The organism is Pseudomonas sp. MAG002Y (genome assembly GCF_019400845.1).
Lineage (GTDB): Bacteria > Pseudomonadota > Gammaproteobacteria > Pseudomonadales > Pseudomonadaceae > Chryseomonas > Chryseomonas luteola.
Genome location: NZ_WOEJ01000004.1, coordinates 111,960 through 128,653 on the forward strand (window position 1 = coordinate 111,960; position 16,694 = coordinate 128,653).

A 16,694-nucleotide genomic window follows, 5' to 3' on the forward strand; every position below is an offset into this window, starting at 1 on the left:
TACGCGTCGTGAGCCGTCAGCTACCGGGACGGCTCACTGCGGCGGTCGATCTTGCGGGTCAGAATGATGGAGGTCTGGGTCTGCTTGACCCCATCAATAGCACCGATCCGATCGAGCAGCTCATCGAGCTGCTCATGCCGTTCACAGCAGATAAAGGCCAGGTAATCGAACGCGCCGCTCACGGCCGACACCTCCTCTACTTCCGGCATCGAGGCCAGTGCCTTGATCACCTGCGCCGCGCTCCGGGGCAATACGCTAATGCTGCAATAGGCCCTGACCGCACCCGCCTCCACCGAGGCCCCCAATCGCACGCCATAACCTGCGATTACACCCTCGCGCTCTAGCCGGGCCAGCCGTGAAACCACTGTCGTCCTCGCCAGATTGAGCTTGCGGGCCAGCGTGGCCGTAGACTCGCGGGCGTTGGCCTGAAGCAGACGGATCAGTTGCCAATCGGTAGCATCGACTTTCGGATACATGAAGAACACGCGCCAGGGTTCGGAAAAGCGGAGCCTAGGAGGCTCTGCAGCCAGCGTCAATGCCCGGCTCCGCTTAACCCGGGTCTTATACTCTGCGCCTCTTCGCGCCCAGGCCGATGCTAGATAAATCGCAGCATCACGCGCACCACATCACTGTTCAGCGAGAGCGCTGCCGCCAAAGCACTGGCAGGGCTGATGCCAGACAGGCAAAAGACACTGTGCTCAGCGGTTCGGGCCGTATTCGTTGAGAGGGGACGCAGACATGCACCGGGACAAGCAATACCGTACCCAATACATGCAGCCATGCATTTAAAAAATGGCAGCCTTCCTTGGCTACCCAACGTCCGGAGTGAGCGCAGGTCAGAGGTGGAGCTCTCTACCTGCGCTCGTTAAGCGCGCCGGATCACGCGGTACGGCTTACGCCGAGAGAAAACGTCTTGGAAGGTTTGTTGCAGTAGTAGATACCCAGCAGAACCAGACCCCCGCCCACAATCATCAAAGGGGTGAGCTGCTCGCCCAGAATCACCACGCCCATCAGGACAGCAGACACCGGATTCAGGGCTATGAAGACACCCGACTGGGTAGCCCCGATCCGCTTGATGCCGTCGTAGTACCAGATATACGCCAATGCCGAGCCAATTACGCCTAGATAAGCCAGGCTGAAGCACTGAGCCTTGGTCAGGCTGGCAACAACGCCCCAGTTCAGATCACCCGTGCCGATCGACACACATAGCAGCAGTACCGTCCCGCACAACACCGAGAAGGTCACGGTATGCAGCGGGCCGATCTCGCGAACCAGAGGCCGCGAAAACACGCTGTAGATCACCCAGCTGACCACACAGCCAAAGATCACAAGATTACCCAACCAGCTACCGCCTGCGGCTTCAAGCACCGAGGCGTCTTTGCTGACGATGACCGTTGCGGCGCCCAGGATGCAGGCCGCAATGCCACCGCTCTTGACCAGCCCCAGCCGCTCGCGATCAACAAAGAAGGTCGTCAACGCAATCATGGCTGGATTCAGTGCCACAATCAGTGAGGCCTGTGAGGCGCTGATCAGGTGCAACCCGTAAAAAAAGCACAGGTTGTACGTGAAGATGCCAAAGAACCCGAGCCAGAAAAGATGAATCACCTGTTTCACGCTGAGCCTGACAAACAGGCGTCGTGTGACTGCCAGCACAAGCACTAGGGTGAGGCTGGCCAGCAGAAAGCGCAGGCCGGCAGATGCCAGCGGCGGCACCCCAGCTGACAGGTAACGCCCGGCCACGAAGGTTCCACCCCAGATCACCGAGACCGCCGTCAGTTTCATGTACACCAGGAGCTTGTCATCTGGCTGCGCCAGGGCTGTTGCGTCCGACATTCAAATCACCTTTGCCTACATCAACATCAGTCGCTCAAGCTCGGCTTGAGACTGTACGTGGGCCTTGCAGAAGTTCAGGGTCAGGTCGAGCAGCTCCCGTTGCGCACGACTGCCGCCCAGGCTCGTCCATTGATGTCGACTGGCGGTAAGAAGGTAATAACACTCCTCGTAGTGGCCTCGGGCGAACAGAGCAATGGCCCTAATAATGTCCAGACCGGCGAGATGCGCGTCAGGCTCGATACCAAAGCCGTCACTCTCGGCCATCATTTTCTCGATAAGCAGAGGCTGGTTGGCGCCGGCAAAGGCAAAGGCCGCGTGCATATTGTGAAAATGAGAGGTCGAGGTGGCGATGCTGCCAGACCAGAGAATGGCCAGCTCCTTCCAGACCTCATCAAATTCATGACTGTTGACATCCTCAAGCTTGAAGCGCCAGAGAAAGCCCACCGCATCTAGATCCTGCTTGGAAAAGCGGTCGTTCTTGAGCGCATAGAACTCCAGGAACGCCATCTTTGCCGCCGCGTGATTGCCCAGCTGCTTGTAGGTAATCGCAAGATGCCAGTACACGTGCATACGCATGCCCGGGTTGCGAATCCACTCTTCCTTGGAGTCTTCCAGGAAGTCCCGCAGCTCCACCCACATACCCTTTTCGTGCAAGGCATGGGCAACGGCGTGGATGCCGTAGATATTCGCGGAGCAGTACCGCACGGACTCCAGCCCCGTCGCCAGAGACTCATCGAATAGCCCGCACTCGCACAGCACGAATGACTTGATCGACAGGTAGAACGAGTACAGCGGATGCGATTCCTCCATGTACTCGTCACACAAGGCAAACAGCGGCTTCAGCTCGGCGGTTCGGCCGGTGCAGAAGTCCAGCATGTGAATAAAGAAAAGCGCCTGCACATCCGTGGGATACGCGTGAAGGTGTGCCTGAAAGAGCGAGCGTGCCCCAACGTAGTCGAATTCGACCCACTTGCGAAAGGCACGCACAATATTGATCAGCTCGGCAGGCATATCCTCCGAGATCGCATTGAGGTAACGGGCAAACTTGTAGATGTCCTTGAGTTCGCAGCCGGTAATGGCATCAAAGCCTTTGAGCAGCGAACGAAAGATGGCCTGGGTAGGCTCTTGGGCAATGACCGCCTCGGGCACGCCTTTGAGCGACAGGAACGGCACGTTGATTTCGGGCCATATGGACGAACAGCCGTCGGTTAGCAGACAGCCATTGAAACACCTGACATTAGCACTCATACCCGCCCCTCTATATCCCTATGCCGAGTAAGAAAAAGCTCTGGATAGCGTTAACCGGATAGCACCTGCTGTTGTCGCTCTTATCGTGCGTGGTGTCGGCTGCCGGTGCGTTACAGGGCAAGCCATCGCTCTATCCAAAGCGCCTATAACCCCATCAGGCAGTGCGCAGGACATGTTGTCATTGTGGGTAAGTCCTGAACGATGCGTATAATTCCACTAATCCTTACTCATAGAAAAATGAGTATTTACTCATGAGGCCAGCGAGGCGCCATGACCTTTACCCAGCTTGAAATCTTTGTGCTTGTGGCAGAGCTGAAAGGCTTCACCTCGGCAGCTTCGCGGCTGTCCATCACACAGTCGGCGGTGTCCCATGCGATCAAGGCGCTGGAGGCCGAGCTGGGTGTCGAGCTGATCAACCGGCACCAGTCGGCCCTGGAGCTGACTGCAGTAGGTGAGCGCCTCGTACTACGTGCCCGTGGCATTCTCGGGCTGGCCGAAACGATGCGGCAGGAGGCCGGCGATGCGCGCGGCATGAAGCGAGGCACGCTGCGCATCGGCTCCTTCGGCCCGACCTCTTCGGTCAAACTGCTGCCTGTCATTCTGGATGCCTATCGCCAGGCCTATCCGGGCATCGAGGTGCATATCGACGAAGGTCGGGACCGGGAGGTGGTCCAGTGGCTGCAGGATCGTCGTATCGACATCGGCTTTGTCGTCCTGCCCGATGAGCGCTTCGATACCTTCCCCATCGCCGAAGATCAGATGGTCGCCCTGGTGCCTACTCACCACGCGCTGGCCAGCAAAGCTGACGTCACGCTCAAGGAGCTTTGTCCCGATCCGTTCATCATGACCGAGGCCGGATCGGCACACCTGGTAGCGCACATGTTCAATGCCGCCAAGCTGGTGCCCAATACCCGCTACCACAGCACCCAGCTGCTCAGCACCTTGTCCATGGTCGAAAGGGGCGATGGTGTGACCATTCTGGCGGAGCTGGCGCTGCCGGCGGAACGCGGCCACGAGGGCTACGTGAAAAAGCCCCTGCGACCACGGGTCAAGCGCAGTGTCGGATTGGCCCTGCTCGATGAGCGTCAGGCGTCGCCCGCCACTCAGGCCTTTATCAAGATTGCCCAGAAACTCAAGCGCCAGGGCCTGCTTCGGTTTAATGCAGACGCCTGAACTGCCCTACAGGCATGCTCAACTGTCTGTAGGCGCCTGATACAACCGCGCAGCGAATCACCATCACATTTTCGCGGCCCACCCTGAACCAAATGACATTTGGCGCCTCTGTTTGAGCCACTTACTTAACCGGCCCAGCCCAAAGGCGCTGGGATGCACAGTGACGCTCCGTGCACTGTGTCAAAATAGCTCATACCTCAGGATTGGAAGACCGTCATGGATACACTTTCGGATTTGCGAGCTGGCAAGCTGGCTGGCGCGACACGACTGGACCTGTCGTGCGGACTCACGGAATTTCCCCGCGAGATCTTCGAACTGGCCGACTCCCTGGAGATTCTCAACCTCTCCGGCAACCAGCTCAGCCACTTGCCGGATGACCTGGGACGGTTCAAGAAACTGCGTATCCTGTTCTGCTCCGACAACCCGTTCACGCATCTGCCCGAAGTGCTGAGTGAATGCCCTCAGCTGAGCATGGTGGGCTTCAAGGCCAATCAGATCCGCCATGTGCCGGCAGCAGCGCTGTCACCTTCGCTACGCTGGCTGATTCTGACGAATAACCAGATCGAAACCCTGCCCGACTCATTGGGTCAGTGCAGCGGCATGCAAAAGCTTATGCTGGCAGGCAATCGCCTGCAGGCGCTTCCAGAAACCATGACCGACTGTCATAAGCTGGAACTGCTGCGCATCTCTTCCAACCGCTTTGCCGCCCTGCCGGACTGGCTGTTGTCGCTGCCGCGGCTGACCTGGCTTGCCTACGCCGACAATCCCCTGAGCGAGGCATGCGAAGCGGCCAACGTTTCTCCCAGCGCCCCCATCAACCGGATCGACTGGAAGGACCTTGCACTCCAGCACAAGCTGGGCGAAGGCGCCTCGGGCCTCATCTACCAGGCGGATTGGAAACAGCCTTCCGGCCCCTCAAAGACCGTGGCGGTCAAGCTGTTCAAGGGCAGCATGACCAGCGACGGTACACCTCAGAGCGAAATGGCCGCCTCGATTGCCGTAGGGGCACACCCGAACGTGATCGATGTGGAAGGTCAGGTCGTACATCACCCCGAGGGCACAGATGGGCTGGTCATGCAGCTGATCGACCCACAATTTCAAAACCTGGCCGGCCCGCCCAGCTTTGCCACCTGCACCCGCGATGTATACCCGGCAGACACGCGTTTTTCGCTGCCCGTCGCGCTGCGCATGGCACTCGGAATCGCCTCGGCCACCGAGCACCTGCATGAGCGCGGTATCGTGCATGGTGACCTGTACGCCCACAATATCCTGTGGACTGAACAGGGCGAGGTGCTACTGGGTGATTTTGGCGGCGCGTCCTTCCTGCCCACCGATAATCCGACGCAACAGAAGGCTTTGGAACGCCTTGAAACCCGCGCGTTTGGTTGCCTGCTGGAGGAGCTGTTGGAACGCTGTGAGCCTGCCGCGGGCGAAGAAGCGACCCATGCGGCGCTGTCTGACCTGCTCGCGAGTTGCCTGAGCACAGAAGTAATGTCCCGTCCAAGCCTAAGCGAGGTTCACGCGCAGCTGGCAGCACTCCAACAGCACCTGAATTAAGCAGAGAAAAGCCCTTCCCCGGTCAGGCAGGAAGGGCTTTGTACACCGGTTGGCCTTTACAGCCGGAACTGCTGCGCCAATCCATTAAGCGATACCGCCAGTTGCGACAAGTCATTCGAAGCAGCTGCCGTTTGATGGGCGCCAGAGCCTGTCTGCATGGACAGATCGCGAATGCTGACCAGGCTGCGGTCCACTTCCCGCGCCACCTGTGCCTGCTCTTCAGAAGCCGTGGCGATCAGGAGGTTGCGCTCGTTGATCTCGGCAATGGAGCTGTTGATCGTGGTCAGCGCCTCGCCTGCCGCTCGGGCAATGTCCAGGGTTCCGTGAGCGCGGCTGCTGCTCTGGGCCATGGACTGCACGGCTTTGTCCGTACCCGCCTGAATCGAGCCGATCATGCTCTCGATTTCACGGGTAGACTCCTGCGTCCGATGGGCCAAACCACGCACCTCATCGGCCACCACCGCAAACCCACGCCCGGCATCACCCGCACGCGCCGCCTCGATGGCAGCATTGAGTGCCAGCAGGTTGGTCTGCTCTGCCACTCCGCGGATCACGTCCAGCACCTTGCTGATATCCTGTGTCATGACGGCCAGACCCTGAACCTCTCCAGCCGTCGCTTCCACGCTGTCGTACAGCTCGTTGATGGCCTCAAGCGTTTGGGACACTTTCAGTTGCCCGGTCGTGGCCGCCTGGCTGGAACTCAACGCCGCCTCGGACGCTGACGCCGCGTTGCGAGCGACCTCATCTACCGCGGCGCTCATCTGGTTGACCGCCGTAGCCGCCTGCTCGATTTCATCATTCTGGCGCATCACGCCACGGGTCGTTTCCTCAGTAACCGCGGACATCTCCTCGGAAGTTGATGCCAGCTGAGCGGACGAATCACTGATATGACCCAGTGTTTCACGCAGGTTCGACTGCATCACGGCCAATGCCTTGAGCAGACGGGCCGGTTCATCGTTACCATGGCTCTCAATCGCGACACTGAAATCCCGGTTGGCAATGCGCTGAGCAACCTGCAGGGACTGATGAATCGGTGCGACCAGGCTGTGCGTGAGTCGCCAGGCGAGCAGTACGGTAGCCAGCAACGCGGCCACTACGATGATGCCCGTCATCATCCGGGTGCTGCCATATACCTCATCGGCATGCAGCCCTGCATTGCTGGCCTTTACATCAGCTTCCTGTTTGAGCGTGGTGATAGCGTTCTTGACCGCCTCAGCGGCGGCAAACATCTCCCCGCTGGAAAGCGCCACAGCCTCCGTCAGCTTGCCGTTGGTCAAAAGATCCAGATAGCGCTGATGGATACTGAGGTAATCGTTCAGGCCTTTGGAGAGCGCATTGAACGTGTCATGGCCTGCCTTGGTCACGATCACCTTACCGAGTTGATCGACGTAACCCAGAAGCTCTGTACGGGCGATCTGGATATCCTTCAGGGCATCAGCCTTCTTGGATGCAGGATCGCTTTCCACACGCAGCCGAGAGTTATCCAGACGAATGCGCATCAGGGTCGTATCGATCTGGCCGAGCACCTTGAGCGTTGGCAGGACATTGAGTTCGACCATTTTTTCCGCTTCATTCATCGAAGCGGATTGCTTGAGTGAATAGACGCCTTGAAAGAGGATAAGCAAGGCAAAGAGCGCAAAACAGATCGCGGAGCGCGGCGCGATATTCAATGAACGAAAGCCCATAAAGCACCTGAAATAGATTGTTACTATTGGGCTTATCGCTGCATTGACGGGCAACTTTAATTACCCGGCTAGCCATTAGTCGGACAATCAACTACCACTTGAAACCAAACAATCTGCGAGGTGTGTCCCAGAGCACTTGCCGCCTTGCACCCGGACTTGGGATCAGATTCTCGATCAGCTTGAGGAGCAGTCCGTAGTCGATTCGCTCCGGTGAATTCAGAAAAGGCCAGTCCGACCCCCACAGGCAGGCCTCGGGGCCGAAGGTTTCGAGAAGCGCCTGGACGTAGGAATGGGTATCAACGTAGGGATAGGCCTCGGCGGAAAACTGCGAAAGCCCTGATAGCTTGACGTACACACGCCCAGTTCCTGCCAGCGACAGCAGGCTCTGGAATCCGGGTTGCGCGATGCCTGCCGTCACATCAGGTCTGCCACAATGATCAATGATGAGCCGGGTGCGGGTGCGCTCGATCAATGGCATCAGTTCGCTTAGCTGCGCCTTTTCGACGTGCAGCTGGGCCAGCATATCCAGCTCAGCCAACTGATTGAATAGCTCTTCCGCTTTCAGGCAGGCCGACACACCATTCGTGACCACATCGAGCAGGACGCCTGCTACACCGGCCTCCTTGAGCCGCTTGAGCTCTCGGGTACTCGTGCGAGGCCCGACTACGGCAATGCCCTTCCAGCGACCAAATCCCAGGGCAAGCCCATCGAGCAGGCAGCGGTTGTTCTCGCCATAAATGGCCGGTGGCGTGACTACAACGGCGTGACGTACGCCATAGGCATTGAAGACATGCTGGAGCTGCGTCGAGGTCCCTACCTCCTGAGCGACGGGGGTATACACAGCATTATCGGCAATGGGAAAACGGGCGGGTTCTAGCAGGTGGGTATGGCAGTCGATCTTATACTCGCCGTAAATGCTCACTGCGGCTCCTTTTCGGTGGCGTGGCGTGCGGTCTGATAAGTCAGGAGTGGAGGCAGGATAGTCTACCGGGAAGCATTACCCGTCAGGCCGGCCGTACTCGTATAGCTAAGACTGGCGAACCCTCAAGCGGTTCAGGATGGGAAGACGGTCATCGGATGATGACTTCTACCCGGCGATTGCGCAGCTCTGCCGTATTGGGCGGCGTTTGGATCAGCAGGTTCTCCTCGCCATGGGAGGCGACTGTCAGATCCAGCAAGTCGAGATGCCGGGCCTGCAACTGGCGGGCAATCAGCTGGGCACGCTGCAAACCCACCTTTTCATTGATCGAGGCACTGCCTAGGGTGTCGGTATGCCCGATAATGGAGACGGCCGCGGGCGTGCGTTTACGCAGCGTATCGACAATGCGCTGCAGCGTGTCCTGTGACTCATCAGTGAGCCGGTTGCTGGCACCCTCAAAATACAGCGTGTAATACACCGGAAGCGTCGGCTGGGCTGCCAGCGCGGGGGTAAAGTCCATCAGGATCTGCTTGGGCGGCAGGGTAAAGGTCCGCCCGGGCGCCTCCTTGTCGAGGCTGACAGCCTGCTGGGTTCTGTCGATCTGGGTCGTGCCTGTGGGCGTCGTGACCGTGACATCTCGCGTCTGGCCATAAGGGCTATCCACCAGCACCACATAGGACTTGGAACTACACCCTGCCAGCCACACGGCCAACAACCACACAGCTTGGCGAAACGCTTTACTCATGGTCAACCTTGGCCATGAACTGGGCGCTGCGCGAGGCAATGGTTCCGTGAGGCGTGAGAATTTTGACCGCCTCGGGCTTGAGCCTGGCAATGGTCCCCGCCACGTAATTCAATGTGCCTTGCTTGAGGCTTGCGGCCAGCTTCAGGGCCCCCTTGGCTGGAGCAAACGCAAAGGCCTCGAGCGTGAACGTCGATTGCGGCCCGAACGACATAACAGACCCATCCTCGAGCGTAATCCCGAAGGAGCCATCGTCTCCGGCCTCGAAGGTACTGCCGACATTCACCGGCGTGCCCACCTTGATCGCGACAGGCTTTCCCTTGAGTGTGGTGGTCACGCTGCCTTGTACGGTCATGACATAACCTACCGGCCTGGGCGCGCCATGGGCAGGCCATGCCGCCAAAAGGCCCGAAAGGCAGAGAACGAGCCACGCATTCTTATTCATGAGCGTTGACCTTGAAGTCCGTATCGCACCACGCCTGGCCCTGGCGTCCTTTCTCTGCTCCGTTTCCCTGAGCGTTCCGTGCAATCGCTGTATACATACCGATAACCGTTACGTTAGTTCAAAACGTGCGGGCCATCGGACTAAAAATGCGATGCAGTCCAAACTGCCAGATACTGACTCTCCTCCAGTGCCCGACAGGTATTACAGGTTGTGCAGCAGCTGCCAGAGCGAGGCGCCAATGCCCGTAATGCTTTCCCCTGCAATCAGGCCTGCTGCCGCTGCAATGGCAAACCGCTCGGTTAGCCCGCGCCAGCGCAGTCCGGCAGCCCAGGTCAGGATTGCGCCCAGGGCCATCATCAGGGAGATCGAAGCCGGCAGAATAAACGCCAACCCCAACGCCGCGGCACTGGGCAGGTAACGCGCCAGCCGATCCTTGGCGCAAGCATCCAATACGCCCAGGGCCACGCCTGCAACGGCAGCTATCAGCATGGCCCACTGGATACTGGCAGAAAGTGAGTCCAGGCCCGAGGTCAGCGTCTGCGCTACGGCTTTCCAGGTCGCCACGGCCGGAGCAGGCCATTCCTGCGTGAGCAACATGGTTTGCGGATCTGGAATAAGCGTCTGGTAGACCAGCACCCCGACCACACTGCCTATCGCAATCCCCAGGCATTGAGCGATCACCTGCTTGGTGGGAGTCGCCCCGATGGCATGGCCCACCTTGAAGTCATTCATCAGGTCCGTGCATTGTCCGGCTGCGCCACCGGCCGTGTTGGCACTCATCAGGTTGATGGGCACCTGCCCCGGCGCCACGATGCCAAAGCTCAGCTGCGACAGCTGCCCGATGGCACCGATTGGAGGAATGCCGGTTGCTCCCACGACACGTGCCGCCACAGCTGCCAGGCACAGCGCCAGTGGAATAGTCAGCAAGGCCATGAACCAATCAATGCCAAACAGGGCCGCCTGTAGCACGATGATCAATCCGATAGCTAACACCAAACCTGCCAGCGGGCCGGGTTTTGGCCGCTGCCAGACAGTGGAGGTCTCTGCCGAACGGGATTTCCCCAACGTTCTTACCTGCAGTACACGCAAGGCCAGAGACGACAAGGTCGAAGTCACCATGATCGTCACCCCAGGCCACACCAGCCATTCCACCAGCGTTGCGAACTGCGGCCCCTCGCTGCCAGGCGCAAGCTCTACCAACCCGTGCGCCAGCAGCCACGGCGCTATGCCACCCCAGGCCAAGGCCGCGCCCAGAAGGAGCGTCAACCCGACGCGCAGCCCGATGATGCCGCCAAACCCGACCAGTAGCAGCGACGGATCGAAGGTAAAGGTCAGTCGCTCCAGATGCGCCGTGGGCGACCAGCGAGGAAAGGTCCAGTAAAACGTATCGACAGCTTTGACCAACCCAGAGAACACGGCCGTTCCAAACAGCACCCACAGGCGCCGCATGGCTTCCTGTCCGTGGGTATAGATATGGGTCATGGTTTCCAGCGTGGCCATGCCTTCAGGAAACTTGAGATTGCCATCGGTAATCAGTGATGGCCTTAAATACCAGGCGATCCATATGCCCAGAAAGCTGACCGAAAAGACCCAGGCCATCATCGGAACGGCATCCAGCTGCTCGCCGGTCAGCAGTGTGTAGGCTGGAATCGGCGCTACCAGTCCACCTGAAATAATGGACGCCGCCGCCGAGGCGACGGTCTGGTTGATATTGCTCTCATGCAGTGTCCAGGCAGGCCAGTGCCGGTTACGGACCAGCAGCCCCTGCCAGAAGCCAAAGCCCACCAGCAGCGCGATGATCGACATGTTGAATGACCAGCCGATCTTGAGCCCGGCATAGACATTGGAGGGAGTTAGCACGATGCCTAACACCAGACCGGTCAAGACAGCGCGCAGGCTCAGCTCGCGCTCTACCTTCATGGGCGTTCCCCGGCAGATGCTCGCTGCACGATGCATAAAAAGGAGCTATCAATAGGAGGAAAATTCGAAGCAATCACACCAGATCCTTATTGTATTGGGTGGGGTGTGCAGCACTTTGTCCCTCGGAATCGCCAAAGCGCTCAAAACAACGACCATGAAAAAACGATCAAGGTCCCTGCCCGCTCCCAAATTGGCCGTCATGGGCACCTTGTATATGGATTGCTCACTTAAATTGTCCTGTTCAAGGCAAGATTCATGCTTTTCGCTGGTCTTTACCGCGGCTCGCCTGATCTTTAGAATACGTGAGAACGGTTCTCATTTTTCCATTTGCGGAAATGTTCATGACGACGGGCGAAATAAAGGCAGCTCCTGGGTTGAACGTGCTGTACCGTGACCACGGCGACTGGCTGACAGGCTGGCTGCGCAGGCAGACAGGGTGTAGCCAGCGCGCTGAAGACCTGCGGCAGGACACCTTCGTACGGCTGCTGACCAAGCCTGAACTGCCTGCCATGCGCGAACCGCGGGCCTTTCTGACCCAGATTGCCAAAGGCCTCCTGATTGATCATTACCGCCGCGCCAGCCTTGAACGCAGCTATCTTGAGGCCCTGGCTACACTGGCAGACGAGCACTACCCCTCCGCTGAAGCCCTGGCTTCGATTATCGAGGCCTTGGCGGAACTTGATCGCCTGCTCGGCAAACTTTCCAGCAAGGCTCGAGCGGCCTTTCTATATAATCGCCTCGACGGCTTGACCCACTCTGAAATTGCCGAGCGCCTGGGCGTATCGGTTCCACGGGTTCGCCAATATATTGCTCAAGGGCTACGGCAATGCTATGTGGCCCTCTACGGGGAACCTGTGTGAATGTAAGACCTGTGAGCCGTCAGGTTCTGGATCAGGCGATAGACTGGCAAGTACGCCTGGAAATGGGAGAAACCAGCCAGGAGCAGCTAAACGCCCTGCAGACCTGGCTTGCCGAGCATGCTGAACACCGCCGTGCCTGGGAGCAGCTGAACGGCATCAATCAGCGTCTGCGCATTGCAGAACAACCCGCGGCGCGAAATGCCCTGTTGCAGCCCTCTGCCAACGGGCGTCGGCGCTTGGGTCGCAGTACGTTAGTCATCGCCCTTGCGGGCCTTCTGAGCCTTATTGCGGTAAACCGTTATGTACCGGTGCGTTACGCCCTGGCTGATAACGTAACCGCCACGGGGGAACAGCGCACGCTGATGCTGTCTGATCACACCCGCATCGTGCTGGCGGGTCGTAGTGCCTTGAATGTTCGCTTCGATGAGCACGAGCGCCGGATAATTCTCCTGGCAGGAGAAGCCTTTATCGAAACCGGGCACGACACCGCCAGTCGTCCGTTTATCGTGGAAACCCAGGCCGGACAAATGCGGGCGCTGGGTACGCGTTTTCTCGTGGAAGAGGAATCACGCGGCTCGCGTTTGACGGTCCTGCAATCGGCTGTGGCGGCACAGCCGCGCTTTGGCCTTGGCGAGGCGGTCATTCCCCAGGGCGAGCAGGTCCTCATGATGGCGGACCGACTGGATGAGCTCAAGGATGCACCAGCCAATGCTGACGCCTGGACTCACGGCATGCTGGTGGTCGATAACCAACCCCTGAGCGATGTCGTGGCGGCATTGAGTCACGAGCGCACCGGACTCATCACCCTTGATCCGGCCATTGCCACGTTACGGGTAACGGGCACCTTTCCTCTGCACGATGCTGACCAGGCTCTGCGTGCCCTCGCCCTCAATACACCGATACGAATCGAGCAACACACGCGCTGGTGGCTGGCCGTTAAACCCCGTTAACCAACGGGGTTTCAGCACGACACGCTTGTTTTCTGCGTTTTTCTATCTTCGTTATTCAAAAATATTCCAAGACGGCTCTATCACTTTGCCATTCTCATTCGGCAATGAAACGAATTCGCATTCGCCTCTTGGAGAGAGCCATGTCGTCGCTGTTCCGTCCTTCCTTGCTTGCCGCTGCACTTGTTTTAGGCCATGTCACGTTAGTCCACGCCCAGACGACCACCGCTGAGCGCACCTACCAACTCCCCGCTGCGCCTCTGGCCAGCACGCTAAACCGTATCGCCAGCGAAGCGGGTCTGACCCTGAGCCTTGACCCTTCGGTGGCTTCCGGGCGTACGTCGAATCCGGTCAATGGCCGCTACGCAGCGACCGAGGCCCTGCGCGAGGCCCTGCAGGGAACCGGGCTTGAGCTGACCGAACGCGAACCCGGCGTCTACACCGTACGCGTATTGCCAGCAACGGGCGACACCTTGAGCATGGCATCAACCACCATTACCGCCGGTGAGCTGGAAAATGCCTGGGGCCCCGCAGAGGGTTATGTGGCAACCCGTTCTGCTTCCGGCACCAAAACCGATACGCCAATCCTGGAAACGGCTCGCTCCATGTCGGTTGCCACCCGCGAGCAGATGCGCGACCGCGCCGTGCATAACATTGATGATGCCGTTCGTTATATGCCTGGCATCGTAGCCAGCAGCTACGGCAGTGATACCCGGGCCGACTGGCTGCGGGTACGGGGCTTTGAGCCGACCCGATTCCTGGACGGGCTGCGCCTACCGGACGGCGTCTATGTCGACCCCAAGCCTGAAACCTGGAACCTTGAACGCCTGACCCTCCTGCGCGGCCCCGCATCCTCCATCTATGGGCAGACGCCGCCCGGTGGCCTGATAGACATGGTCAGTTTGCGTCCCCAGGCTGAAACCAGTCATGAAGTGCGTGCCGAAGTTGGCAGTGACAACCATCGCCAGATCAATTTCGACACCACCGGTGCGTTCGATGAAAACGCCAACGTGCTTTATCGCGTAAGCGGCGTGGTGCGTGACAGCGACACGCAGATCGATCATATCGAAAACAAGCGCTACAACATCGCTCCCAGCCTGACCTGGAATATCGATGACGACACGCACCTGACGTTCCTTTCGCAGTACACGCGCGACGATACGGGCGCGACTAGTCAGTTCCTACCTCTTCAAGGCACCAAGATTGATGGCCCGTGGGGCAAGGTTTCTCATCACAAGAATCTGGGCGATCCGGATTGGGAGTACTATGACCGCACCTATTACTCGCTAGGCTACGCGTTCGATCACCGTATCAACGATGTGTGGCAGTTCCGTCAGAATGCGCGATATACCAAGAGCGACTTAGAGTTTCAGACAATTACAGCTGGCGGCTCCGCTACTGCAGTCAGCCCTGACGGCACCGTACAACGCAGCACAACCTCAACTGATGAAGACATCAGCCAATTCGCTATCGACAATAATTTCCAGGCAGACTTCAATACGGGTGATCTGCAACACACCTTACTGCTAGGCCTGGACTATCAGCGCTCGAATACAAACTACACGTCGATTTTTGGTTCAGCGCCTGCGAGCAACATCCATAAGCCGATCTATGGCTTACCTATAGAGCGCCCCGCGCGATCAAATGCCTGGTATGACTACAATCAGAAAATCCACCAGACGGGCCTTTATGCTCAGGATCAGATCGCTCTTGATCGCTGGCGCCTGACACTAGGCGGACGCAAGGACTGGGTAACAACAGATACTGAGTTCTACAACATTTCAGCAAACGGTGCCCATCCAAAAAATAACGATACAGCGTTTACTGGTAATGCTTCCCTGAGTTACATCTTTGACTCTGGAGTAGCACCCTATATTTCTTATTCAGAGTCTTTTCAGCCCAGCACAGGTGCAGATGTTAACGACAAAGAAGCTTACAAACCAACCGAGGGTAAACAGTACGAAGTTGGTGTGAAGTACCAACCTGTTGGATCGGACACATTACTAACTGCGGCGGTGTACAACCTCACTCAAAAAAATGTTTTAACTTCTGCTGTCGGGAATCAGCTACCTACTCAAACCGGTAAGGTAAAAGTGCATGGAGTCGAGCTGGAGGCCACTTCGAACCTGACAGAGAATATCAAGCTAATCGCGGCTTACTCTTACACCAATACAAACGTGCGTGATCCTTCTTATAAAGGCAAGCGCCTGCAGCTCATCCCTGAACACCAAGCCTCGCTCTGGGCTGACTATACATGGCATACGGGCTTGCTAGACGGCTTCGGCATAGGCGCGGGCGCCCGCTACGTAGGCGATACTTACGGTGACAGAGATAATAATAAGCCAGAAGGCCATGCCAGCTCTTATACCCTTTACGATGCTGCCGCGCACTACGATCTAGGCCGCCTCGACAGCCGTCTGAAGGGCGCTTCCGTAGGCGTGAATGCCACCAACCTGTTCAACAAGGACTATATTTCTACCTGTGATGGTTATTACTGCTACTACGGTGACCAGCGTAGCGTGATCGCCAACGTTACCTACAAGTGGTAATCGCATAATGTTGTGACAAAGCCGGTGCCAGGCCGGCTTTTGTCCATCAGAAAGGGACCTGATGATTCGACACTAGTAGCATTGAGCATGCATAAGGCTTGCATAACAACCCATGCATCGCGGACGATCACAGTTCAGCTTTTGTTAAGCTTTGATGAAGAGAGTGCGTGATGTCGATGATCCTCTATCACACCCCCGCATCCCCGTTCGGCCGCAAGGTCGTCGTGATGCTGCACGAGACCGACCTGATCGAGCAGGTTGAGCTGGAGATCGTCCAGCAGACGCCCCTCAATCCCAATCGTGATGTCATCGATGCCAACCCGTCAGGCAAGATTCCGGCGCTGCGCCTGGAAGATGACACTACCCTGCATGACAGCCGCGTCATTCTGGATTACCTGGATACGCTGCATCAGCACACCCCCATGATTCCTCGGCAGGGTCCCGAGCGCTGGCGGCGAATGACACTAGCCTCCCTGGCCGATGCCATAACCGAATCGGCCGTACAGATCCGCTACGAGACGTTCATGCGGCCACCGGGCATGCAGTGGAAGCTCTGGCTGGATAACCAGCATGAGAAGATTGCCCGTTCGCTGGATTACTTTGAACAGACAGCATTGCCCGAGCTTGAAGGCCACTTCGATATGGCCTGCATTGGACTGGCCTGCCTGCTGGGCTATCTGGACCTGCGTGTATCCAACTGGCACTGGCGCGGTGAGTATCCCAAGCTGGCGGCCTGGTACACCGAGGCGGATCAGCGTCCCTCGATGCAGGCAACCCGCCCCGAGGCACGCTAATCGTTTCCAGGCGCCAGCCCTG

14 protein-coding genes are annotated in these 16,694 nt (G+C 58.1%); 6 read left to right on the forward strand and 8 right to left on the reverse strand.

Translation table 11 applies throughout. From position 1 onward, the window contains the following. Positions 1–20 precede the first annotated feature (20 nt). The 3 genes from GM154_RS07465 to GM154_RS07475 all read right to left on the reverse strand — a co-directional run bounded on the left by GM154_RS07465 (position 21) and on the right by GM154_RS07475 (position 3,081). Positions 21–476 (reverse strand): Lrp/AsnC family transcriptional regulator, encoded by a 456-nt coding sequence (locus GM154_RS07465; RefSeq protein ID WP_026003906.1) that lies wholly within the window; start codon positions 474–476, stop codon positions 21–23. 403 nt (positions 477–879) lie between these two features. Further along, on the reverse strand, positions 880–1,833 hold the full coding sequence (locus GM154_RS07470; protein WP_219651661.1) for a DMT family transporter: 954 nt from the start codon (positions 1,831–1,833) through the stop codon (positions 880–882). Between the two features lie 15 nt (positions 1,834–1,848). Then, a complete protein-coding gene (locus tag GM154_RS07475) occupies positions 1,849–3,081 on the reverse strand; it encodes a tetratricopeptide repeat protein (protein ID WP_219651662.1) in 1,233 nt (410 codons plus the stop codon). Between the two features lie 270 nt (positions 3,082–3,351). Here GM154_RS07475 and GM154_RS07480 point away from each other — a divergent pair, with 270 nt between their 5' ends. Further along, the gene (locus GM154_RS07480; protein ID WP_074826996.1) at positions 3,352–4,254 is read left to right on the forward strand and encodes a LysR family transcriptional regulator; all 903 of its coding nucleotides are present in this window, start codon (positions 3,352–3,354) and stop codon (positions 4,252–4,254) included. A 216-nt stretch (positions 4,255–4,470) separates the two neighbouring features. Beyond that, positions 4,471–5,811, forward strand: a complete 1,341-nt coding sequence (locus GM154_RS07485) for a leucine-rich repeat-containing protein kinase family protein (RefSeq protein ID WP_219651664.1) — start codon at positions 4,471–4,473, stop codon at positions 5,809–5,811. A 56-nt stretch (positions 5,812–5,867) separates the two neighbouring features. On the opposite strand, the gene GM154_RS07490 is transcribed toward GM154_RS07485, so the two are convergent. The 5 genes from GM154_RS07490 to GM154_RS07510 form a co-directional block, all read right to left on the reverse strand. After that, entirely contained in the window at positions 5,868–7,496 is a 1,629-nt protein-coding gene (locus GM154_RS07490) for a methyl-accepting chemotaxis protein (protein ID WP_074827002.1), read from the reverse strand. Between the two features lie 91 nt (positions 7,497–7,587). After that, positions 7,588–8,418, reverse strand: coding sequence for an amidohydrolase (locus GM154_RS07495; protein ID WP_074827006.1), 831 nt, complete (start codon positions 8,416–8,418; stop codon positions 7,588–7,590). A gap of 148 nt (positions 8,419–8,566) precedes the next feature. After that, on the reverse strand, positions 8,567–9,160 hold the full coding sequence (locus tag GM154_RS07500) for an OmpA family protein (RefSeq protein WP_219651666.1): 594 nt from the start codon (positions 9,158–9,160) through the stop codon (positions 8,567–8,569). Beyond that, a complete protein-coding gene (locus GM154_RS07505) occupies positions 9,153–9,602 on the reverse strand; it encodes a FecR domain-containing protein (protein ID WP_219651668.1) in 450 nt (149 codons plus the stop codon). The genes GM154_RS07500 and GM154_RS07505 overlap by 8 nt, the downstream gene beginning before the upstream one ends. Before the next feature lie 201 nt (positions 9,603–9,803). Continuing rightward, complete coding sequence (locus GM154_RS07510) at positions 9,804–11,558, reverse strand: OPT family oligopeptide transporter (protein ID WP_374940305.1); 1,755 nt, start codon at positions 11,556–11,558, stop codon at positions 9,804–9,806. 305 nt (positions 11,559–11,863) lie between these two features. Here GM154_RS07510 and GM154_RS07515 point away from each other — a divergent pair, with 305 nt between their 5' ends. From GM154_RS07515 to GM154_RS07530, 4 genes are all read left to right on the forward strand, one after another. Further along, positions 11,864–12,382 (forward strand): sigma-70 family RNA polymerase sigma factor, encoded by a 519-nt coding sequence (locus tag GM154_RS07515; RefSeq protein ID WP_074827013.1) that lies wholly within the window; start codon positions 11,864–11,866, stop codon positions 12,380–12,382. After that, positions 12,379–13,332, forward strand: coding sequence for a FecR family protein (locus GM154_RS07520; protein ID WP_308460601.1), 954 nt, complete (start codon positions 12,379–12,381; stop codon positions 13,330–13,332). The genes GM154_RS07515 and GM154_RS07520 overlap by 4 nt, the downstream gene beginning before the upstream one ends. A gap of 140 nt (positions 13,333–13,472) precedes the next feature. Then, on the forward strand, positions 13,473–15,878 hold the full coding sequence (locus GM154_RS07525) for a TonB-dependent siderophore receptor (protein WP_374940306.1): 2,406 nt from the start codon (positions 13,473–13,475) through the stop codon (positions 15,876–15,878). 170 nt (positions 15,879–16,048) lie between these two features. Continuing rightward, positions 16,049–16,672 carry a glutathione S-transferase family protein gene (locus GM154_RS07530; protein ID WP_219651853.1) on the forward strand — a complete coding sequence of 208 codons (624 nt, stop codon included), beginning with the start codon at positions 16,049–16,051 and terminating at the stop codon, positions 16,670–16,672. Positions 16,673–16,694 lie beyond the last annotated feature (22 nt).

Coding starts and splice junctions, on each gene's coding strand:
- GM154_RS07490 (WP_074827002.1), bottom strand. CDS start 7,496: ATGGGCTTTCGTTCATTGAATATCGCGCCGCGCTCCGCGATCTGTTTT.
- GM154_RS07510 (WP_374940305.1), bottom strand. CDS start 11,558: ATGCATCGTGCAGCGAGCATCTGCCGGGGAACGCCCATGAAGGTAGAG.
- GM154_RS07480 (WP_074826996.1), top strand. CDS start 3,352: ATGACCTTTACCCAGCTTGAAATCTTTGTGCTTGTGGCAGAGCTGAAA.
- GM154_RS07530 (WP_219651853.1), top strand. CDS start 16,049: ATGTCGATGATCCTCTATCACACCCCCGCATCCCCGTTCGGCCGCAAG.
- GM154_RS07505 (WP_219651668.1), bottom strand. CDS start 9,602: ATGAATAAGAATGCGTGGCTCGTTCTCTGCCTTTCGGGCCTTTTGGCG.
- GM154_RS07465 (WP_026003906.1), bottom strand. CDS start 476: ATGTATCCGAAAGTCGATGCTACCGATTGGCAACTGATCCGTCTGCTT.
- GM154_RS07475 (WP_219651662.1), bottom strand. CDS start 3,081: ATGAGTGCTAATGTCAGGTGTTTCAATGGCTGTCTGCTAACCGACGGC.
- GM154_RS07500 (WP_219651666.1), bottom strand. CDS start 9,160: ATGAGTAAAGCGTTTCGCCAAGCTGTGTGGTTGTTGGCCGTGTGGCTG.
- GM154_RS07485 (WP_219651664.1), top strand. CDS start 4,471: ATGGATACACTTTCGGATTTGCGAGCTGGCAAGCTGGCTGGCGCGACA.
- GM154_RS07515 (WP_074827013.1), top strand. CDS start 11,864: ATGACGACGGGCGAAATAAAGGCAGCTCCTGGGTTGAACGTGCTGTAC.
- GM154_RS07525 (WP_374940306.1), top strand. CDS start 13,473: ATGTCGTCGCTGTTCCGTCCTTCCTTGCTTGCCGCTGCACTTGTTTTA.
- GM154_RS07470 (WP_219651661.1), bottom strand. CDS start 1,833: ATGTCGGACGCAACAGCCCTGGCGCAGCCAGATGACAAGCTCCTGGTG.